Source organism: Paraburkholderia sp. BCC1885, from assembly GCF_900996235.1.
In the GTDB taxonomy this organism is placed as follows: domain Bacteria; phylum Pseudomonadota; class Gammaproteobacteria; order Burkholderiales; family Burkholderiaceae; genus Paraburkholderia.
Map to the genome: position 1 here is coordinate 38,629 of NZ_CAAJGM010000208.1, position 20,091 is coordinate 58,719.

The window sequence follows — 20,091 nt, forward strand, 5'->3', positions numbered from 1 at the left end:
TGCTTTCAATACGCCTACATGCTGCCAGGTCGATCCGGATTCCGTCTGTCCTCGAATGCCTCGGTCAACCACCGGGCATGTCCGCACGATGCAGCCGGAAAAAATTTATCGTTTGTACTGGAAAAACCGCACGCCCGATTCACAAAGTGATCGGGGCGCGCAATGCTCGCATCGCATGATGCGATGGACCGATGCCATGCGTACCTATCGCCAATTGAGGGACGCACGCATGCTAGACAAGACCGACAAACGCCTGCTCGCGATGTTGCAGGAAGATGGCACCTTATCGGTGGCCGAGATGGCTGCCCACATCCCTTTGTCAGTGACGCCATGCTGGCGTCGCATCCAGCGCCTCGAGAAAGAAGGGTATATCCGCCGCCGCGTCGCGCTCCTGGAGCCCTCGCTGCTGAATCTCGGCGTGACCGTCTTTATCGAGATCCGTATCTCGCAGCACTCTCCGTCATGGCTCGCGCACTTCTCGGCGACGATTCAGCAGATTCACGAAATCGTCGAGGTGTATCGCCTGAGCGGTCACGCCGACTATCTGCTGAAGGCGCTGGTACCCGATATTTCGACCTATGACGGCGTCTACAAGCAGTTGATCGCCGGTCTCGAACTGGTAGACGTGCGCTCGTCTTTCGCAATGGAGACCATGAAGTGGTCTACCGCTTTGCCCCTTGACTATGCCATGTAAAAACTTGGCGTCCATACGCTCCGATCGTGGAAATTTTTTGCGCGACGGGTAGAAATCGCTCCCATGTTTAAAAACCTATTCCCGAATTGGCTTCATACACTGGGACCGTGCCCTCTCCCTCGGTCATCCGAGCGTAGTCGGCAAGACCTTTTAAAGCATCGGCGCGACTTTACCGCAGCGTAGTTCCGAATCGAGCATGAAATGAATTCCAATATGGCAAAGCCGAACCACGTACCGCAAGCAGGCCGCTCATTCATGCCGCCCACCATGGTCGAACCAGTCCATCGGGTCGCGGCACACTATTCGTCCTCGACCGACGCGGCCAATCGCAATGAGAGGCGTCGCAGTGCCGTCGCAATTGCGATCGCGATCGCATTGCATCTCGTTGCGCTCTATTATCTGACCGCACACACCGTACCTATCGAATTAACGAACATGCCCGGCGGCGGCACGCCGTCAATCAGCGTGTCGCTGGTCGCCGCACCGCCAGTTCCTGCGGTCGCCAGGCCAGTCGCGCCAGAGGTGCCGAAGCCGGTCGCGCCACCTGTGCCTCGTCCGGTCAAATCGAAACCGGTGCTCGCCACACATCGTGAGTCGCCGCGCGTCGTCACGCAACAGGACAAGCCGGATCCGCAACCCGAGCCGCATGAAGCACAGCCGGCGGCACAGCAGGCCCAAGCCACACCGCCAGCAGCTGTTTCGACCGCTACACCAACGGCTGCCGCGGCCAGCGACAACAGCAAGATGATGGCCTTGCCCAAGGCCATCGACTCTGCCGCCTTGCACCAGTTGCAGTGCCGGATCCCCGCACCCTCCTATCCGCCTCGAGCAAAGCGGCTCGGGGAAGCAGGCACCGTCCAGGTAAGGGTCACGATAGGAACGGATGGGCGCTTCTCGGATGCCCGTGTCGTGGCGAGCAGCAGTTACGAGGATCTGGATAACGCCGCCATTCAAGCGATTTCCAGCGGAACATGTCAGCCATATCGTCAAAACGGGACCGCAATGGCCGTCACCGCAGTACAGCCCGTCTCTTTCAATCTCGACGACTGAGCAAAACCTGTTCGTTCGTCGCAACCTGTCACAACGTTTTGGAGCTTCGCTATGCAACACTACGGAATTAGTAACGTCTGGCTCGGCGGCGACTTTGTCACCCGGGCCATCGTCATCGTGCTGACAACCATGTCAGTGCTGTCCTGGGCGGTGATATTTGCCAAGGGATTCGGACTCTCCCGTTTGCGCGGTCAAAGCCTCGTTGCGCAGCGCAAGTTCTGGACGGCCGCCAGCTACGACGAAGGCATCATGTTACTGGATTCGCACACTGAGAATCCCTACCGCGAACTCGCGCTCGCCGGGCGCGAGGCGAGCGAACAACTGTTCGACGAACAGCAACTGCTGATCGGCAATCTCAACCGTAACGAATGGGTCGCACGCTGCCTGAAGATTGCGCTGGACGATTATGTCGCGCGCGTGCAGCGCGGCACCGCGATTCTTGCGTCCATTGGCAGCACGGCGCCGTTTGTCGGTCTGTTCGGCACTGTTTGGGGCATCTACCACGCACTGATGGCAATCGGCATGTCCGGGCAGGCAAGCCTCGATCACGTCGCGGCTCCGGTCGGCGAGTCGTTGATCATGACGGCCTTCGGTCTGTTTGTCGCGATTCCCGCCGTCCTTGGCTATAACGCCGTAGCGCGCGGCAATAAAAGCGCCGTGCATAAGGTCGTTCGCTTCATGCACGAGTTGCACAGCTATTACGTCACGGGCGGCAAGACAAACAACAAGACAACCGACCCGACCCGACAGCAAACAGGTGCGCCGCGAGTCGCGCTAGCCGGCGGACACGCCGGTGCACGCTGATTTTCCAACAGACAACCGAGCGGAGCATACGCATGTCCATGTTTCTGGAGGACGGTCCAGACGAAGGCATGATGAACGATATCAACATGACACCGTTAATCGACGTCATGCTGGTCCTGCTCATCATCTTCATCGTGACGCTGCCGGCCATGAATCGCGCCATCAAGGTAGATCTGCCACAGGTCGCCACGACTCACGACATATCGCACGAGCAAAACGTCGATATCTCGGTCGATGCGTCGGGCACGATTTCCTGGAACAGGGTTCCGGTCGACGATGCGCAACTGAACGCAGACGTGGCTCAGGCGGCTTCTGCCGCGACGCAGCCGACCGTGCGCATCTACGCAGACCGGCGAGTCGCCTATGACCGCGTGGCGCACGTACTGGCAGCGGCGCAGACAGGCGGGCTGACAAAGCTCGACTTCGTGACCGATCCAGTTGCGCAACCCGCCGGAGCGAGCAAGTGACTTTGTACACACACAACACCGTGAGCAACGGGCAAGCCGGGCTGGCAGACGCGGACTTTGGCCTGGAGTTTTCCGGCGCCCAGCTCGCGGCGCTCTGCGAAGACGTGATTCAATTGTCTCGTCGGCATGGCGCCACGGATGCCAGTGTCAACGTGGTCGAGCACACGGGTCGATCGATTGGCGTGCGCGATGCGCAGGTCACCGAACGCACCACGCATTCGGCCCGGCGCATCTCCGTCGTGACATGGCTGGGTCATCAGGAAGGGCGTGCCTCATCGGCCGATCTCTCCGCCGCCGGGCTCGCTGCAATGGTAAAGGCGGCATGCGCCGGTGCTCGGCATGCCGCCGCAGACCCATGTTCTCAAGTTCCTGAAGGAAACCGTGCAGCAAGCGCGATCCTGGATCTGCATCTGGCCTATCCATGGCATGTACCCACGGATGTGCTCGTCCAGCATGCTCTCGATATCGAACGCGCCGGGTTCGATGCTTCGACCCACACCCTGCAATCCGAAGGCGTTGCGATTCGCAGCAACGTGTCGCAGACCTGGATCGCGACCACGCGCGACTTTTCGGACGGGTATATACAGTCGACGCACTCCGCCAGTGCGACTTTCCTGGCCGTTGACGAACACGGCAAACAACGCGCCAGCTGGTCGCTGACGCACCGCAACCCGCTGAAATTCGGCGACTTCGCGCCGATCGGCAGAGAAGCCGCCCTGCGGAGTATCTCGCGACTCGGAGGAAAGACGATCTCGAGCCGAAAATGTCCGGTCGTGTTCGACAGTACGGTTGCCGGCAGCTTGCTCTCGGCCTTCGCGCGCGCTGCCGCTGGCACAGCCTTATATCGCCGGATGTCTTTTCTGGAACGCAGGCTGGGCACTCGCATAGCGGCCGCCCATCTATCGATCGTCGAACAGCCTTTTCTGCAGGATGGCTTGCGCTCGCAACCGTTCGACAGCGAGGGAGTCGCCGGAAGCGAGCGCCACGTCGTACGCGACGGCATGCTCGAAGGCTATTTTCTCTCGGCTTATTCGGCAAGACGGCTCGATCTGAAGCCCACGGGCAACGCGGATGGGCCACACAACCTGCGGTTCGACAGTACTGCGAGGATAACCGGCGGCCTCGCGTCGCTGTTACGCAAGATGGGATCCGGGCTGCTGGTCACAGGCATGATCGGCGAAAGCCTGAATCCTTTGACCGGTGACTATTCGCGAGGGGCATTTGGCTTCTGGGTCGAGAAAGGAGAAGTCGTCGCGCCGGTGGAACGCGTCACGATCGCGGGCAATCTGTGGGACATGCTGGGCGATCTTGTCGCCGTAAGCGACGACGATTTCGACAACGGTGGCCTCATCAGCGGCTCCGTTCTTCTTGCGGAGATGGCCGTCGGTGGACAGTAGGAAGCGGGCCGTACCGCCTTACCGCTGACCCGATCATCCAGTTTGTTACTCACGATCGAAATATAAGAATCCATGCAAAAAATCGATGTCCTGCTGAACCGCTTTGAACTCCATAAAGCGCAACTAAGTACCGCGCTCGGTCAGGCAATGACGACTGCGTCGGATTTCGGCGATCTGTATCTGCAAACGTCAACGCACACAACCTTGTCCCTGGAAAATGGCGACGTAAAAGCCACTACGTTTGATCGCAAACACGGCTTCGGGCTGCGTGTCGTTCAAGGAGAACGTACAGCGTTCGCCCACTCCAGCAGATCGGACGATGTTTCATTGCGTGAGGCATCGGCGATCGTGCGAGCGGCGACTGCCGCGGGTGGCTCGACACAACCGATCGTCGTCGCCTGCTATGCGGCCCCAAGCCGATACGACTCGCCAGATCACGACGCGTCGACGGACACCGAGGCGCAGGTGCGCCTGCTGCGCCAGCTCGAGAAGATCGCACGCGCATCCGATGAACGCGTGGATCAGGTCTTTACGACGCTGACGAATACCTGCGAAGAGGTTCTCGTTCTGCGCAGCGACGGCAGGTTATGTGCCGATATCCGCCCGATGGCCATGCTCGGACTCACGGTCGTCGTCCGCGAGGGCGCCCGCAGCGAACGTGCCAGCAGCACGGTCGGCGGCCGTCGCGATCCTTCGTCGTTCGACGAGGCCGCGCTGGAGTCGCTTGCCCGCAGCGTCATCGAATGTGCGGTCGTCAATCTGGGCGCACAGAGTATTACCGGTGGCGAGATGACTGTCGTCATCGGTCCAGGTTGGCCCGGTGTCTTGCTGCACGAAGCAGTCGGACACGGGCTGGAGAGCGATCAGACACGTCGCGGTGCATCCGTGTTCTCCAATCGGGTCGGCGAGCGTGTGGCCGCGCCCGGCGTCACAGTGGTCGACGATGGCACGATCGCCCATGCCCGCGGCGCCTTGTCGGTCGATGACGAGGGTAACCCCTCAAGGCACAACGTCCTGATTGAAGACGGCATTCTGCGAGGCTACATGCACGACGAGCTGAATGCCAGGTTGATGGGGGTGGCGGCTACCGGCAACGGCCGACGCGAGTCGTACGCGCATTTGCCAAAGCCCCGCATGACCACGACGTTCATGCAACAGGGTGCGCTCCACGCGGAGGAAATCATTGGTTCGGTCAAAAAGGGCTTGTATGTGGCCGATATGCAGGGGGGTCAGGTCGACACCATCAGCGGCAATTTCGTGTTCGCGACTGCAAAGGCATTTCTGATCGAGGCAGGCAAGCTCACGCACCCGGTGAAAGGCGCGACGATTATCGGCAATGGTCCCAAGGCCATCATGAACATTTCAAAGATCGGCCGGGATTTCGCCTTCGATCCGGGACGTGGGGTATGCACTAAAGCAGGCCAGAGCGTGCCGGTCGGCGTCGGCCAGCCCACGCTAAAGATAACGGGGTTGACCGTGGGTGGCAGTGCGTAATGCTGATTGGACGTAGAGATCAGCCTTCCTGAAGGGATGTTCCGAAACTAAATATTCTTGTGCACTGGAAATATGACCTCACCGATCGACAAAGTATCGTAGTCGAAGTATCGAGATCTCGCTTTCTGCTCAAGCAGCGATTCATTGCGCTCCTGAGTCGAAATCTCAAGCCGACCGCAGGGTTTTTCAAAGCATCGTAACTGGGCAATCAAACATTAAATTTTGTAAGGATTCCAAATGAAAATATTCGGGGGAAGCAATTGGAACCGTGCATCGCTGGGTCTCGCGCTGCTGGTCGCCTGCCAGGTTCCATTGATCTGTCAATCGGCCTATGCCCAATCGCCAGCGACCGCGCCGATGGCAACGTTGAGTTACGACATTCCGGCGGGACCGCTGGACAAGGTGCTCGTCGCCGTGGCGTCGGTCAGCCGGCATCCGATCTCGTTCGACCCAACCCTGACAAGCAACTACAAGGGCGGCGCCGTCAAGGGAAATCTCACCGTGGAACAGGCCGTCGACAGGGCCCTGGCCGGCACAGGTCTCGAGCGCGCAACAACCCCCGACGGTGCGCTGACTGTGCGTGCGAAAGCTACCGCCGCGGCTGCCGGTGTTGCCGCAGCCCCAACGCCAGATGGAGCACAAATGGCGGTGCTTCCACAGATTAACGTGACAGATACGTCCGCGAAGGAAAGCGTCACCACTTATACGGCCGCCAACAGCAGTTCGGCAACGCTCACGGACACACCGACGAGCGAGACACCGATGGCTGTACAGACCGTTACGCAGGCTGTGATGCGCAGCCAGCAGGCAACCAGCGTGGCAGACGCGCTGCGCAATGTCAGCGGTGTAAGTATTGATCCGGGCCAGGCTGCGCAGTCGACCATTATCCTACGGGGCTTTGCGGCGCCCGTGTCAACCGACGGCCTGGTTACCAATAACGCGAACGGGACTGGATATCAGAACGGGCTGGATATTCCGCTGATTGGAGTAGAACGGATCGATGTCGTTAAAGGCGCCGATTCGATTATCAGCGGAGGCACGAACCCGGGCGGCGCAGTCAACGTCGTGCGCAAGCAGCCACAAGCTGATCCCGTCTATGAGTTTGAGACGCAGGTCGGATCGTACGGTGACGTTCTGATCGGCGGCGACGCCGGCGGTGCGATCTCAAAGGATAACAACCTCAACTACCGGTTTATCGTGAACGGAGAGCGGACCGGGGAATCGTATGGTGGAACGGTGGGAAGCCGCAATCTGTACATCGCGCCATCCATCGGGTACCAGACGGCCGACACCAATTTCGTCGTCGGCTTCGAACAGAACACGCAACACCAGCCGCTGCCCTACTACACGGTATTTCTTGACGGGGAACCGGCGCCCATCACCCACGCGTTTGGAGACGAAAACGATCACATTCGCACCAATTCCAGTACGGTCTACTACGATTTTTCGCAACGTCTCTCGTCAGCCTGGTCGGTCAAGAGCAAGGCCTCCTATAACGCAACGGTCACCTCCTTCTACTACACGGAGGGCAGCGTCCTGGACGATCTCGGCGATGCACTGTTTCTCCCGGTCTCTTCATCGGCTCATCAACGCGCATGGAGCTTACAGGAAAGTCTGGAGGGGAAATTCCACACCGGACCGATCAGCCACGACTTGGTCGTCGGTTTCAACTACCAGAGAAGCATCACGACTACCGCAGCCGGGGTCGATCTGACTGGCATTTTTCCTGGCAGCATATTTACAAGTACGCCGCCGGAGGATGCGGTTCCTACCGGTAACGGCGGGACTGCTGCCCAATTCGGGTATTCCAACCAGTTCTACCTCCAGGATCAGTTGAAGTACGAAAGATTCCACCTCCTCGCAAGCATTTCGCATGGACAGTCGTGGTCTAACACCTCGACGAGTTCCTCCACCAGTAGTGCATGGAGCCCAAATGTCGGAGCGCTATACCAACTGACTGGTGACATAGCTGCCTATGCGAGCTATCAGAAGACCTTTACCCCTTTAGGTCAGGTCGTTTTGGTGGGCGGTGCAGCGCCTCCTGCCGCAGAACAGGGTAAGAATGTTGAGGTCGGTCTGAAAGGGAATTTTCTCGACGACAGGGTAACCGCATCGGTAGCGCTGTATCGAGCCGCGCAAACGAATGTCGCCCTCCAGGATGGGGCCCTACCGGGTTTTAGTCTGATCGATCCCGCCGGCTATGTCACAAAAGGCGTTGAACTGGACATCAGTGGTCAGATTACCAATGGACTCAAGATCATAGCGAACTACACGTACAACGCTCAACAGAACCCGGCGAGTTCTTCCTTCCTGGAAGCCGCCCAGGAAGCAAGACACAAGGCTTCCCTGTGGATGGAATACGCATTTCAATCGTCGGCCCTGCAGGGATTCGGTCTCAGCGGCGGCATCACCGCAAGATCGTCATACCAGGCGGGCCAGACGATTCTTACCAACCCGATCGTTCGTGTCCCAGGCCAAGCGATCACCGACGCCAGTGTTTTTTACAGGTCGAAGAAATGGACCACGACGTTCGGGGTCAAGAATATTTTTAACCGCTTGCAATACGACGCCAATGGAGAAGATGAGTTTCTCGACATCCTTCCGGGCCGGACGTTTGTGCTCACCAGCATCTACCAGTTTTAGCTCGCTCGAAGGCGTCCCGGAAACGGATCCCGCTTTCCTGACGGCTAGCCCAATCATCGAGGCCTGCGTCCCCTAGCATGATCAAGCAAAACCCCACCGTCGTGCCTCAACCCGCAACGCTCAAGGCGTGGTGGGCACTTCTGCGCCCATATTGGACGTCCGACAGAAAACGGGGGGCAATGGCATTGTTCGCCACCCTGTTGATCCTGACATTTTCGCTAACGTATGTCCGGCTCGCATTGACAGTCTGGATGGGCCACTATCAGCAGACAGTCATCAAATACGACGCTGCCGCGGTACCTTCGCTGCTCCTTGGCTTCCTGGCAATTCTGGGGCTGGACATCGGGGTGAACGTCGCGGTCAACTTCGTCAATCTGGCGCTCGGGATCAACTGGCGTAGCTGGCTGACCAAACGCTTCCTGCAACGCTGGATGGGCGGCAAAGCCTTCTACTGGATCGAGCAGGAGCAACTGGTCGACAACCCCGACCAGCGCATAACCGAGGATATCGATCAGTTCGTTACCGCTTCGTTGACGCTTTCTCTCGGTCTCTTCGGAACGGCCACACAGCTGGTCGTATTCACAAAGGTGCTCTGGATCAAGTCCGGCCCATTGGCGTTTTCGCTATTCGGTAGCGTCATCCAGGTCCCCCATTACATGGTCTGGCTGGCAATCGTCTACGCCTTGATCACGTCGTTCATTGTCCAATTCGCGGGACGTCGACTGCAACCTCTAACGTTCCAGAAGCAGCAGGCGGAAGCAAACTTCCGTTTCACGATGACCGGTGTGCGCGAGCACGTCGAACAGATCGCCCTGCTTGGCGGTGGCCCGATGGAAATCGAACGCGCCGGACAAGCGTTCGACAAGGTTCGTTCAAACTTCTGGCGCATCCTCATGTTCAATCTGCGCTTTGAACCGGTTACGTTGGGCATTGCTTTTGTCTCAGGTTCATTCGCGAGCTTCGCTTTGCTGCCTCGTTACCTGAACCACCAAATCTCATTCGGCGACATGACGCAACTCGCCGCAACGTTTGGTCTGGTCGCCGCGTCACTGCAATGGTTCATCCATAATTTCGTCGCGCTCCAGCAATATCGGGTCGTCGTATCGCGTCTCGCGGGCCTCGACGGGGCAATCAATCTGGGTGGCCACCCTAGGGGACCACACTACGATCGCTCGGTGTCGGATGCCATTTCAGTGAGCGACCTTGATCTTCAGACGCCGCAGGGGCGCACGCTCGTTTCAGGTCTGACACTGACCTTGCGTCCTGGCGAGCGATGGATGGTTAGCGGTCCCTCGGGGGCAGGAAAAAGCACGCTGTTGCGCGCGCTGGCGGGGATTTGGCACTACGGGGCGGGACAGGTCACGTTACCGGCGAACGCCAAACTTTTCTTTCTGCCGCAAAAAAACTATATTCCGCCCGGGACCTTCAGGGCGGCATTGTGCTATCCGGCACAGCCACATGCATTCGACGACGAAACCTGCCGACGCGCGCTGATCGACTGCCAGCTCGGTCAATACAGCGACGTCCTTGATGAGGTCGCGCGTTGGGGTAACAACCTGTCTCCGGGCGAACAACAGCGACTCGGGTTCGCACGCGCGCTGTTGCAGCAACCGGACTACCTCTTGCTCGATGAATCGACCAGCGCATTGGACGAGGACAACGAGTCGAAGATGTACCAGTTGATCACACAACGGCTACCCGAAGCGGCCATCATCAGCGTGTCCCACCATTCGTCACTCGAACGTTTTCATACCCATGCGCTGCGAATCGAAAATGGGCAAGCACAGCAAACAAACCCAATCGTCGTCGCCTGATTCAAACTCAGGTGCAAACGAAGGAAGGACTCGATGCAAAAAACCTATCTGACAGCCACGACCGAAACGTTCGACGCAGTCGTTCTTCAGGCCACGCTCCCCGTCCTGCTCGACTTCTGGGCACCATGGTGTGCACCCTGCCTGTCGCTCGGCCGTGTCATCGAACAGATCATTCCCGAGTATGCTGACAAGGTTCTCGTGGTCAAGATCAATGCGGACGAAAATCCTGAATTATGCCAACGGCATGGATTAAGGAGTCTCCCGCGCCTGAGCCTTTACCAACATGGACAGGAAATCGAGATCATCGAGGAACGCACGCGCGCGCGACTCGAGCGCTATCTGGAGAGCCGCTTCTAGCTCAACGTCACGTCGCACTCGAATTCGGAAAGATTCTTGATTCAGCGCACGCCGACGCAGCGCATGCTGGATTGATCACTCAAAAACACCACCCATGACCACACTCCTGATCGATACAACCGACGCGACCTTCGACAACGATGTCCTCCGATCGACACTGCCCGTCCTGTTGGATTTCTGGGCACCGTGGTGTGGGCCGTGCAAGGCGCTCGCGCCAATATTGGAGCGCATCGCCATTCAGCACGAAGGCAAACTCAGGATCGTCAAGTACGACGTCGATCAGAACAAGGACAGCATGCATCGTTTCAAGCTGCGTGGCGTGCCGACACTGATCGCCTATCGTGCCGGCGAAGAAATTGGCCGCCATGCCGGCGGTAATGCTTCCGGCCTGAAGCTGTTGCTCGAGGCTCTGCTTGCAGGACCAGAACCGCAGATGGATCCTGGCACCAACACGTTCGGCAACGATCCGGATCGCAAAGCGCGTTGCATTGCCCGTATCGAGCAAGCCATCGCCGAGGGACGCCTTGGCGGTTCATCGCAGAAACATGGTAGCGACGACCTGCCTTCGACGATCGCCATCGGCCAGACATCTGACAGTGGCGACCCCGACGTGCTTGGCCTGCCGCCCGTGATCGATGCCCTCTACAATTACTTTTACGAGATGCTTGCCGCGGACCCGGGTGGCCGTCAATTCACCGCAGATTTTCTCCGTTCCATACCGGTCGGGGTGAACCTGAGCTCGGCCCCTCGCGACTACCTGCTCTGGATACTCAACGATGTGATGGGCCAGGTTCCCGCTGAAAGCGAAGCGGCGCCGTTGCTGGCCGATCTGCTCAATCTACATCGACACGATGCGCTGTCAGGCACTGTCCCGCCCGCTCAATGGGAGGCTTTGCAGGCACGCATCGAAGAAAAAGGCCCTGCAACCGGCAAACAAGACGCACTCATTCTGGCCGCCATCGCTGCGCTCGCGATGCCGGCCGCGAGCATTCCTGCCACCGCGTTTTTCTTGCTAATCCGGGTAGCTGTCTCGCTTCCTGTGCAGCAGATCGCATCCACATGGTGGACCGCAGAAGAGGCTGAGATTTTCGATCGGACGAATCGTTCGATGGCGCCGTTCATGCAGGCCCTTGGGCCCCGTCCAGAGGAGCCGCAAGCGCATACCGAGTACGAACGGAAGAAGCAGCAATTCATCGACGATGCGTGGGCCAAAGCTTATTCGATCTGTCCGACATTGGAAAAGCAACGGCAATTACGAATGGAGGCCATCGAAAAAGCCGGGCATCAGGCGCGAACCTCTCATGCGCAATACCTGCTCGAGCGCCTCGCCAACTCCTAATCGGTCAATCCGACATTTCCATTCCCATGCACCTCTCATCCCCGAAAATCTATAGCGCGTTTCCTGCCACTGACGTCGAGACCGGTGACGCGTCCAGGCAACGCTACATCGACAATCTTGAACGGGAGCTCCCACTCGCCACCCAGCGTCGCGCGGATAAACGAAAACGATATATCGATGCAATGAGGGCGCATATCCAGGCGGGCAACGATCCCAAGCAATTCGGGATACTGCATCCACAATTTCATCTTCCCGATCCGGACACAGCGTTGTTGTATTGCCTGTTCGGCAAGCCAAGCGACGTCGAATATGGCGCGTCGACACTTGGCGTACCGGAATCCGTTCTCCAGCTCTACTGCTTCATCCATGAAGAAAAGATGCATCAGCAGCAGGTCTTTGTCCAAAATGGTGTGCCTATCGATGCTGAAGAGAGCGCCGAGCGCTTCGGCGTCGAGTGGATAAGCGCCATTGATCCGGGCGACAATCTCTATCTCGTACCGGCGCGCCTCGTTCACTGGTTACTCAGTGATCCGGGCATTGGTATGGACGGCCTGGCGGTGAACCCGGAATTGCGTCTGGCAGTCGAGCACGTTGCGGCACTGCATCTGCGAGCGATTCAGCGCAATTCTCCAACCCGCGAAGAGTGGAAAAGCGTCCGGAGAGTACTGATGGAATTCGCGGATCGCGCACAGTCATCGTCCGAGTTTGGAGAAATTGATCGGCTGATCACGCAAATCGCTGAAAACTCCGCAACGGATTGCGCGGATTCGAATGTGATCGGAGAGGAAATTGTCATGCCCATCGCTCAACTGCACGCACAGATGCAAGCACCCGGTCTCGTCTATACCGCCGAGGAAATCGCTCTTAAAGAGCATATTGAGAAGCTCAGGGATGCACATTCCGAATCGCTTGCTGGGGAGCGCGCGCGTCCAGAGGTCAAAGCGCTCTATGCGAAGATGAATCTTCATCATAGTCAGGTCTTTGCGCTACGGGCCAAAATGGTCGGACACATCGCCGCCCGGTTTATAGGTATGACACGCGGCGTGTATGCGAATGCGTAGCAATGGACTCATGCTCCACATCGAACCCGCGCGAAGTAGACCTCATTCGAGTCTAGAAGACCGCACGCCGGATGAGGCATACTTCGCGACGCTGCCTGCGATCAAATTGGCAGCATGACTGCCCTGGACGTTCCACTTAAAAATCTCAGAAGACTGTCCGAACGATTGAGGCCACCTCCCCACTTCAGCATCTACTGCCGGTAGAGCCACGTTGTACTTCATTACTATGCTCCCGAGCCATGCCGCCGAGCAGAGTCCGTCCGATCGTTTGGTCATGACTAACAATTTCATCGACAACTTTCTGAAGATCTGGCATCGAGGGGTAGCCGGCGTCGCCGCGCATGATGCTCTGTTGGGCCAGACGACGCACGAGCTCTTTCATGAATGCGGCGCTCACGCCCTCGGTTTGCGCCACCGCCGCTTCGGCAACATCGCTGGGTATTTCGAGCGCTTTGCCATATAGCTTGAGCAACCGGATGCGACACTCCGCATCAGGAGGCGGCACTTCGATCGCCTGATCGATGCGACCAGGGCGATTGGAGATTGCCTCTTCAATGTCTGCTGGCCGGTTCGTTGTTAGGATGAAGAAAATCTGCGATGAAGGATTTAGGCCGTCCATTTCGTTCAGTAGGCGATTGAGCAGCGCCTCTTCTTTGGCCTCGCGCATTTGCGTGCGGTCGCGGCCGATGAGATCGACGTCCTCAATAACTATCGTGGCCGGTTGCAGCAGTCTTGCCATCTCGATATATTCGCGAAGCTTGCCGACCTGATTTGCGGTAATCAGAAATGTCGTGTGATTCTCAAGGTTCGACGCGAGATAACGGATGGTATGTGTCTTGCCTGTGCCAGGCGGCCCGTAAAGCAGAATGCCCTTTTGCAGCGACTGACCAAGAGTTGCAAGAGCGGCCCGCGTTTTCGCGAACTCGAACACGTGGAGGTCAAGCGAGTCCATCGTCGCTTTGGAAAGGATCACGTCCTCACGCCTGACCTTTTCCAGCCGGTGAACTGTGATACCCCTCGCTTCGCCGGCAAACTGCTCTTTGTCTTCGAAAGACAGAATCTTGTTGCGGTAGTATCGCGTGTTCGCGATCGCATCCGCTACGGCGGAAAAGGTCTGATCCACGAACACGGCGGTGTCTGGCGAAGGCCTAAATGCGATTTCAATCGACGCCGTCGGAGAGCCTTGTATTGGCCGATGCCGTGAGAAGTATATTGCCGCTCGCAAACCCTGTTCGTTCTTAATTAGCCAAAGCGTGTTGCCGAACACTGTCACAGATTCGTCCTCGCCGACATCGATCGAGTCATATCCTAGGGGTGTCAGCGCGAAGTCGGGAACTGCCATACCGGCCGGCTGGACAAAAAGTCCTGAGATCCTTGTCGGAGTTGGCCTAAAGCCTTCTAACTGATTGATTCCGAGCGGTTGGCTCTGAAAATCAACGACACATGCACTCAACGCGGCCTGAATGTCCGGGCGCATATAGTCCGGGTAGGTACGTATCGACGATGACAGTTCGCCAGCCGGGATACCGTCAAAGTGATCCCGTAGACTTTGCCACGCGTGCGTCTGTATAGCGGTGCTCTCAGCCACAAAGGCATCTGTGCCTTGCTTACCCATAGCTGCCCCATTATTGTTAGCGAATGGATAAAAGTGTACCGACAATCGAAGGAAATTTTTTTCTAAAATATTTTCGGAGAGTTAAAGGACGGTCTGCACAACCCGCTTTGAAGCGTTACGCTTCGTATCGAGCGCGGCGTTGGCGTTCAGATCTTTGTTGGCGAGTTGATCGTCAGGGTTTATCCGCGTCCCCGGAGCGCGCCAACCAGATATATGGACTTCTTCGGTCCGGTGTTTCAAGTTTTGCGCAAAGCTCTACGAGCCATCCATAAATGGCCAAGCAAACAGCGTCGTAATCTGGGCGGTGTTGTTCATCAAACCTCCATATCGGGTCTTCGGGTAGCCGAACTGCCTCTTGAGGATGCGAAGCGGGTGTTCGACCGTGGCCCGAATACCCGCCTTCAGGCGCTCGATCTGATCGAATATCGCGTCCAACGAATCACCCGGATCCAGTCTCCTGCGCTTTGCCGGTCGCATTGCAACATGCCAACGAACCGCGTCAGCCTCACAACGCTTTTCGATACCCTGATATTCGGCATCCGCGTACACAGCCGTTTCTTCACCATGCAGCAACGCCTGCGCATGCGCTTCGTTGACAGCTCGATGCCACTTGAACAACAGATTCGTATTGAGCCCGTGTTCCAGAGCCAGTCGGGCTACCGAGACGCCCGGTTCACATGCCTGCTTTGCGAGCTCTCGCCGAAACTCGATGGGGTAGTTGGGGGTACCTTTACGCGTTCGTCTCATTGCTGTCGCTATCTCGGGTGACAGTAGTCTCCACCATCGTTGGTGGGGCCTACTGTGTCCACTTTGGCGTTATCGGTCTAGAGGGAATGGCACTTACTTAAGCCCGAGGAGCGTGCCCATATTTTCGGACGCGCTCGCGTGCGATGTGACGAGGCTCTTTCAGCCATGGATAAGACTTCGGTCTTCGTTTTCGCATTCGTGGTTCGATACGACCGGGGCGATTCCCAACGCGAGACTGCGCGATCAGCCTGAACAGGAGACTCTGGCCGTGAGTTGCCGTCAGCCCCCTGGCCAGCCATTCAGTCCATAGCTGCACGGCGTGCTTGAAACTCAGTGTTCGCGGATCGGTGGCGTAGTGGCTGGCAGCCTGGGCCATTAGCAGCCGAATCACGTTGTAGGCCAGCAGATGGACCCAGATCTCCTTCTCGTTCATGTGGGCAGTTTGGCAATGCAGCACATCCATGCCCATCGTCGTCTTGATGTTACGTAGATCCAGTTCCACGTTCCAACGCCTGGCATACAACTGCGAGAGGTCCTGTTTGCTGGTCTTGCGTGCATCAAGCATCGTGGTGACCAGCACCCGGTGATGCAGTCTGCATTCGCGCACCATCAGTTCATCGGGGAAGGCCTGGTACTGATCACGCGTCATCCAGGCGGGGCACTGCCGGGGTTTGGGCCACGTCACAATGTGATCGCGCGTGCCCAGGGACTTGCCTCGCCGAAAGTCGGTGCGGCGCGCCCCATGCTGTTCCATCACGACATCTACTCCGGCGGCGATCATTGAGGCCATCAGAAAGTAGTGGCAGTACAAGGCATCGGCGACGATCACATCACCTTTGCGAAACGTGTCTTGCAGCATGCGAAACGCCGTCAGCTCCCCGCCGCCTTTGCCCGCGTACGTTCCGATACCCGCCTCCAGCACCGCGCCGCTTGCCAGACAGATCACCGCGACCAGACAGGCTAACGGAAATCCCACTCCTTCGGCCTGAGAACTGGACTGCGGGAAGCGGGCCTGGTTCGACGGCGTATCGGGCATCGAGATCCCTGTACCGTCAACCAGCTTGACCGGGCGCCCGCGCCACTTCCAGGTCGCTCTGGCCTGCTGGTGCAGTTGACGTCCTGTCTCGCGCGTCAACTCCCGCACCATCGTCAGCGGCAGTCTCTGGCGAGCGCGGCAGTAGCCTCCCGTACCCACACTCATGGGTCGCAGCCCGTCGGCAGCTCGCTGCGCGGCCCACCCGTTGACCGCCTTCTGACAGGAGGCGTCCTCTTCCAGCGCCTGGCGCATGAACATCGACAGTGTCACCGTCGGCGGATACAGCCGTTCCCGATGTTCTGGCAAATGCGCTTCCGTTATGTCCAGCAGCCCAGGGCTCGTCAGTATGTTGAAGTAGTCAACCGCCTGGGCCCTGCGTGCCCGGCTTTGAACGCCGCCTCGTGTTTGCCTCTGATGACTTCGTGCATTACGATCCATGGGGGCCGGTCCTTGGAATGAGACGGGTGTTTGCCTGGTAACAACCATCCTATCAATCCCTGGATCAGCCTCCTCCGTTTCTCTTCAAGTACTTACCCCCGTCTTCTCCTCCAGGCTGGCTTAAGTAAGTGCCATTTGGTCTAGAGGGTTCTCGTGCAACGCGTATCAACCTGCAGCACGTTACCGTTGGCACGTGAATCCGACGTATTGACAAAGTCCCCACCACAACGATAACGCCGTCGTTGCACCGCTGTTCTGTCTGCTGGACCTTGCGACGTACGCTACTGAAACCTTTGATCGGGGGTGATGGCGCGAAATAAGGCAGGTTCTGTTAGCCAGTCATTGCCTAGCCTGCGGGAGTCTCATGATCAACCTACTTCATCTGCCCACCGGCCGTCAGGCGGCTTGTGCGAAAGCAGCCGCGGGTACGCCCCCGCTCACGCCCGGCCTTTCGCGTTACTACCATAGCGGGTCTGCCAGCGCGCCGGGTCGCCGCGGCTGTGCAGAAAATATAGGCAGGCGAGCGTGACGGGTGCGATGAAAATCGCATCTCCCCAGCACAGCGCCATGATGCCCGCCTTCACGACGAGCATCACCAGCAGCGGTACTGCCACGACCATGCGTCCGAACAGAAAACCTGCCGCACACTCAAAGGCAAAACGCGCATACGGATACAGCAGCGAATTCACGACCAGCAGGCAGATCATCCAGAACGGAAGACGTGTAGGGTGCTCGATAAACACGCGCGCTATCACCGCCGGGATGACCAGTCCAAACAGAAATTGCCGCACGTAATACTCGCGCGACAGACCACCGAAAGTTCTTTCAAGCACGGGATGCATCGCATGCCTCTCTCTACTGCAGGGAACGCTTCACTCATATTAGTACACACGCGCCGGATGTCCATAGCTGTCTCGTCACGCAAAACGGCTTTCCGTATCTGACGCGAAAATGGCATCGCACTGAATGCCGATCAACCGGATCTGAGGGTGAAATCCTCCCGCAGCGTGGCGTGGCGGGCACCGTTCTGTACCCAGGAGTAATCGACCGCCAGCTCGACAACCGAGGCCCGAACACTACGCCACAGGATCCGGTTCACGGCCCGTCAACCCGAGCACCTCGCTTTCTCGCAATCGGCGACCTGGGCGGCCGTGTGCTCGGCTATTACTCGCTTGCGCCGACGTCGGCCAATTATGAACAGACACCGGACAGCGCCCGCAGGGGCCTGCCGCGCCCCGCAGTGCCGGGGTTTCGCCTCGGCCGCCTCGCAACGGACCGATATCAGCATGGCGCAGGCTTTGCACACAGTTGCTGCCGCAGCGGCCCTGCGATGCATCAAGGTGCCGGCGAAGTCGGCAGCGTTGCGCTGTTCATCGACGCCAAAACTGAGCGCGCCGCAAAGTGGTATGAAGACAGAGGGGCCGAACGGTTGACCGGCATACCAGAAGGCTTTCCCATCCCGATGGTCATTCCTCTTAAGTCGCTCGAAAACGCGCTGAGGGCTGCGGGCAAGCTGTAGCATCCCATCCACATCGTCGGCTCGAAAAGAGAGGTGTCGGACAGGCGTGCTTTTGGGTGCCGGGTTCGGAAGGCTGCGTACCGTGCGCGCGTCGCAACACGTCCTCACATTCGCTCGCGAGCGCCTTAATCTGCGTTCGGAGGTAAGCTCGAAAGTCCTGCATCTCCGGCGACAAGAAGCCGTCTTTTTCGATGCCTGTCATGGAGATTTTCCGTTACCTGGTGCGCGAGCATTGCGCCGAGATGGAGTTCATCCGCAACCTTCTTCAAGCGTGTGTCGCGAGTCCAGATGGTGATGCCAGGTTGCAGGCGCGCCGACACTGGCAGTGACGTGTCCACGTATCAGATCACACGATTGGACAACCCTTCGCGCTCGATCAGACAGAACGCCTCTTCCGGCGTTGCAACTGATGAGCGCGGCAGATCGAGCAGCGCGCCAAACACAAAATCACGGCCACGCAAACTACCGAGCAAAATCTCTCCTATCACGAACGGATGAGCCAACATGCGCTCCTCGGCGAGCAGGGCCATCAGCATAGGTTAGGAAACATTGAGATGGTCAATCCAGACCGACGTATCTACGAGAATCATTCAACGCCCTGCCGGCGGCGAGGTGCCCCCTTGATGCCCGGCTGGCTACCGCCGAGGTTCGCGAGCCGCTTCGCGGCTTCACGCTGGATCAAGGCCCTTAAAGCTTCGCGCACGAGTGCCGATTTTTCCTCGATACCCGTATAGGCTTAAGCCTTGGCGATCAAGTCGTCATCAAGCGAAATAGTCGTCCGCATGGGGAACTCACGTAACCGTGACCATTGGTTATCGCACCATTTGATGCCCGAAAAAGTGACTGAAGTCGTCTCGGAATACGCGTGCTTCGTCACAATATTCCGAGGCGGTTGCACACAGGGATTGCGGAAATAGCGCACGAACAGAGACCTGATATCGATTCCTCGGAAATTCGGGGCCGCCGGCAACCCCTCATCCGTGCGCCAGGCGCCCGTCCGTGGTGCCGGGATGTTCTAGGTCACTGCGCTCGCCGACGGAAAGGGCTTGTTGGCCGCGTATTGTGACAAGTTAAATGCAGTCCGGCTGATCTCTCCCGTCGGAGCGGCAAGCGCCAAATTCCGTATCGGCGCCACACCGCCTGAAGACTTGGCCGCAATTGGCCTGAGAGCGGCCAGATTGATACAATCGCCCTGTTGATAGCGGCATCAAAACAAATGAAGACAGGCAGTTCATTTGCAGTATCAAACAAAACCGCAAGGCATTCAGCATGAATCCTTTCTGCCTGACATGAAGCGGAGTGATTGATGGCGACTTATCTGGAGCTCAAGGCCCAGGCCGAAGAATTTGCGGCAAAAGCGGAACAGGCCCGCCTGTCAGAACTGCAGACCGTGCTTGACGAGGTTCGGGCACGGGTGAAGGAATATGGACTGACGCCTGAGCAGGTATTCGGCCGCAAACGGGCCACATCCAACCGGGCATCCAATGGCGCGTCCTCCCCAACCGCCAGGAATGGCACACCTCTGCCGCCCGTGTATCGGGACCCAAAAACCGGCAAGACCTGGAGCGGCCGAGGTCGCGAGCCATCCTAGATCAAGGGCAAGAAGCGCGACCGGT

Annotated in this window: 16 protein-coding genes and 4 pseudogenes; 13 read left to right on the plus strand and 7 right to left on the minus strand. The window is 58.1% G+C overall.

The window, feature by feature from the left end; translation table 11 throughout:
• Nucleotides 1-229 precede the first annotated feature (229 nt).
• The 11 genes from FQ755_RS18610 (at nt 230) to FQ755_RS18660 (ending at nt 13,120) form a co-directional block, all read left to right on the plus strand.
• Nucleotides 230-694, plus strand: coding sequence for an Lrp/AsnC family transcriptional regulator (locus FQ755_RS18610; RefSeq protein ID WP_144157012.1), 465 nt, complete (start codon nt 230-232; stop codon nt 692-694).
• A 255-nt stretch (nt 695-949) separates the two neighbouring features.
• A complete protein-coding gene (locus FQ755_RS18615) occupies nt 950-1,744 on the plus strand; it encodes an energy transducer TonB (RefSeq protein WP_144156298.1) in 795 nt (264 codons plus the stop codon).
• Nucleotides 1,745-1,795: 51 nt separating this feature from the next.
• Nucleotides 1,796-2,548, plus strand: coding sequence for a MotA/TolQ/ExbB proton channel family protein (locus tag FQ755_RS18620; RefSeq protein ID WP_144156299.1), 753 nt, complete (start codon nt 1,796-1,798; stop codon nt 2,546-2,548).
• Between the two features lie 32 nt (nt 2,549-2,580).
• Nucleotides 2,581-3,015 (plus strand): ExbD/TolR family protein, encoded by a 435-nt coding sequence (locus FQ755_RS18625; protein ID WP_144156300.1) that lies wholly within the window; start codon nt 2,581-2,583, stop codon nt 3,013-3,015.
• A gap of 182 nt (nt 3,016-3,197) precedes the next feature.
• Entirely contained in the window at nt 3,198-4,412 is a 1,215-nt protein-coding gene (locus FQ755_RS18630; RefSeq protein WP_222105757.1) for a TldD/PmbA family protein, read from the plus strand.
• Nucleotides 4,413-4,484: 72 nt separating this feature from the next.
• The gene (locus FQ755_RS18635) at nt 4,485-5,906 is read left to right on the plus strand and encodes a metallopeptidase TldD-related protein (RefSeq protein WP_144156302.1); all 1,422 of its coding nucleotides are present in this window, start codon (nt 4,485-4,487) and stop codon (nt 5,904-5,906) included.
• A gap of 237 nt (nt 5,907-6,143) precedes the next feature.
• Entirely contained in the window at nt 6,144-8,549 is a 2,406-nt protein-coding gene (locus FQ755_RS18640) for a TonB-dependent siderophore receptor (protein ID WP_144156303.1), read from the plus strand.
• 77 nt (nt 8,550-8,626) lie between these two features.
• Nucleotides 8,627-10,363, plus strand: a complete 1,737-nt coding sequence (locus tag FQ755_RS18645) for an ABC transporter ATP-binding protein/permease (protein WP_144156304.1) — start codon at nt 8,627-8,629, stop codon at nt 10,361-10,363.
• Between the two features lie 33 nt (nt 10,364-10,396).
• Nucleotides 10,397-10,720 carry a thioredoxin family protein gene (locus tag FQ755_RS18650; RefSeq protein ID WP_144156305.1) on the plus strand — a complete coding sequence of 108 codons (324 nt, stop codon included), beginning with the start codon at nt 10,397-10,399 and terminating at the stop codon, nt 10,718-10,720.
• Between the two features lie 94 nt (nt 10,721-10,814).
• A complete protein-coding gene (locus tag FQ755_RS18655) occupies nt 10,815-12,059 on the plus strand; it encodes a thioredoxin family protein (RefSeq protein WP_144156306.1) in 1,245 nt (414 codons plus the stop codon).
• Nucleotides 12,060-12,085: 26 nt separating this feature from the next.
• Nucleotides 12,086-13,120: a hypothetical protein gene (locus tag FQ755_RS18660; protein ID WP_144156307.1), complete on the plus strand. Its 1,035-nt coding sequence runs from the start codon at nt 12,086-12,088 to the stop codon at nt 13,118-13,120.
• Between the two features lie 184 nt (nt 13,121-13,304).
• Here FQ755_RS18660 and FQ755_RS18665 read toward each other — a convergent pair whose 3' ends face one another.
• The 5 genes and pseudogenes from FQ755_RS18665 to FQ755_RS18680 all read right to left on the minus strand — a co-directional run bounded on the left by FQ755_RS18665 (nt 13,305) and on the right by FQ755_RS18680 (nt 17,798).
• A complete protein-coding gene (locus tag FQ755_RS18665; protein ID WP_144156308.1) occupies nt 13,305-14,735 on the minus strand; it encodes an ATP-binding protein in 1,431 nt (476 codons plus the stop codon).
• Nucleotides 14,736-14,971: 236 nt separating this feature from the next.
• Nucleotides 14,972-15,317: pseudogene (locus FQ755_RS37480) on the minus strand (transposase); the annotation flags it as partial.
• 60 nt (nt 15,318-15,377) lie between these two features.
• Nucleotides 15,378-15,482 (minus strand): annotated as a pseudogene (locus tag FQ755_RS38220) (IS66 family insertion sequence element accessory protein TnpB); the annotation flags it as partial.
• A gap of 97 nt (nt 15,483-15,579) precedes the next feature.
• Nucleotides 15,580-16,956, minus strand: a complete 1,377-nt coding sequence (locus FQ755_RS18675; RefSeq protein ID WP_144156309.1) for an IS4 family transposase — start codon at nt 16,954-16,956, stop codon at nt 15,580-15,582.
• 437 nt (nt 16,957-17,393) lie between these two features.
• Nucleotides 17,394-17,798 carry a hypothetical protein gene (locus FQ755_RS18680; RefSeq protein ID WP_144156310.1) on the minus strand — a complete coding sequence of 135 codons (405 nt, stop codon included), beginning with the start codon at nt 17,796-17,798 and terminating at the stop codon, nt 17,394-17,396.
• 170 nt (nt 17,799-17,968) lie between these two features.
• Here FQ755_RS18680 and FQ755_RS18685 point away from each other — a divergent pair, with 170 nt between their 5' ends.
• Nucleotides 17,969-18,475, plus strand: coding sequence for a pathogenicity island protein (locus tag FQ755_RS18685; RefSeq protein ID WP_260858697.1), 507 nt, complete (start codon nt 17,969-17,971; stop codon nt 18,473-18,475).
• A 221-nt stretch (nt 18,476-18,696) separates the two neighbouring features.
• On the opposite strand, the pseudogene FQ755_RS38745 reads toward FQ755_RS18685, so the two are convergent.
• A pseudogene (locus tag FQ755_RS38745) lies at nt 18,697-19,011 on the minus strand (VapC toxin family PIN domain ribonuclease); the annotation flags it as partial.
• 50 nt (nt 19,012-19,061) lie between these two features.
• A pseudogene (locus FQ755_RS18695) lies at nt 19,062-19,259 on the minus strand (type II toxin-antitoxin system VapB family antitoxin).
• 522 nt (nt 19,260-19,781) lie between these two features.
• On the opposite strand from FQ755_RS18695, the gene FQ755_RS18700 reads away from it, so the two are divergent.
• On the plus strand, nt 19,782-20,066 hold the full coding sequence (locus tag FQ755_RS18700) for an H-NS family nucleoid-associated regulatory protein (protein ID WP_144156311.1): 285 nt from the start codon (nt 19,782-19,784) through the stop codon (nt 20,064-20,066).
• The last annotated feature ends 25 nt before the right edge of the window (nt 20,067-20,091 follow it).

Coding starts and splice junctions, on each gene's coding strand:
- FQ755_RS18610 (WP_144157012.1), top strand. CDS start 230: ATGCTAGACAAGACCGACAAACGCCTGCTCGCGATGTTGCAGGAAGAT.
- FQ755_RS18615 (WP_144156298.1), top strand. CDS start 950: ATGCCGCCCACCATGGTCGAACCAGTCCATCGGGTCGCGGCACACTAT.
- FQ755_RS18620 (WP_144156299.1), top strand. CDS start 1,796: ATGCAACACTACGGAATTAGTAACGTCTGGCTCGGCGGCGACTTTGTC.
- FQ755_RS18625 (WP_144156300.1), top strand. CDS start 2,581: ATGTCCATGTTTCTGGAGGACGGTCCAGACGAAGGCATGATGAACGAT.
- FQ755_RS18635 (WP_144156302.1), top strand. CDS start 4,485: ATGCAAAAAATCGATGTCCTGCTGAACCGCTTTGAACTCCATAAAGCG.
- FQ755_RS18640 (WP_144156303.1), top strand. CDS start 6,144: ATGAAAATATTCGGGGGAAGCAATTGGAACCGTGCATCGCTGGGTCTC.
- FQ755_RS18645 (WP_144156304.1), top strand. CDS start 8,627: ATGATCAAGCAAAACCCCACCGTCGTGCCTCAACCCGCAACGCTCAAG.
- FQ755_RS18650 (WP_144156305.1), top strand. CDS start 10,397: ATGCAAAAAACCTATCTGACAGCCACGACCGAAACGTTCGACGCAGTC.
- FQ755_RS18655 (WP_144156306.1), top strand. CDS start 10,815: ATGACCACACTCCTGATCGATACAACCGACGCGACCTTCGACAACGAT.
- FQ755_RS18660 (WP_144156307.1), top strand. CDS start 12,086: ATGCACCTCTCATCCCCGAAAATCTATAGCGCGTTTCCTGCCACTGAC.
- FQ755_RS18665 (WP_144156308.1), bottom strand. CDS start 14,735: ATGGGTAAGCAAGGCACAGATGCCTTTGTGGCTGAGAGCACCGCTATA.
- FQ755_RS18675 (WP_144156309.1), bottom strand. CDS start 16,956: ATGGATCGTAATGCACGAAGTCATCAGAGGCAAACACGAGGCGGCGTT.
- FQ755_RS18680 (WP_144156310.1), bottom strand. CDS start 17,798: ATGCATCCCGTGCTTGAAAGAACTTTCGGTGGTCTGTCGCGCGAGTAT.
- FQ755_RS18700 (WP_144156311.1), top strand. CDS start 19,782: ATGGCGACTTATCTGGAGCTCAAGGCCCAGGCCGAAGAATTTGCGGCA.